The organism is Blautia sp. DFI.1.216 (genome assembly GCF_020594215.1).
Classification (GTDB): domain Bacteria; phylum Bacillota; class Clostridia; order Lachnospirales; family Lachnospiraceae; genus Blautia_A; species Blautia_A wexlerae.
In genome coordinates this window covers 1-213 of sequence record NZ_JAJDML010000278.1, presented here as the reverse complement: position 1 = coordinate 213, position 213 = coordinate 1, and the positions used below count along the sequence as shown (strand labels likewise).

Here is a 213-nt window from a genome sequence, read left to right as displayed (position 1 = left end):
GGATTCTGTGTTACAGTACCAAAGCTACGATCTATTTCCGATTGAGGAATGGGCCATACCAAATGTTTATTGATATCGAAGTTGATACCTTTGTTCTGTAGCTCTTTAAGGTTGCTCGTTTCATACTGATCCGTTGATTCATACATATTGTAACGAACAAAACTTCCATTCGGACCGAACAAACCAGCTATAACGGGTTGATTAGTGACCGGA

At 39.9% G+C, this 213-nt stretch carries 1 protein-coding gene; it reads right to left on the bottom strand.

Annotated elements, in window-relative coordinates; all coding sequences use genetic code 11:
* The coding region (locus tag LJE11_RS19715; RefSeq protein ID WP_227296474.1) for a RagB/SusD family nutrient uptake outer membrane protein at positions 1–213 on the bottom strand (213 nt) is incomplete at both ends.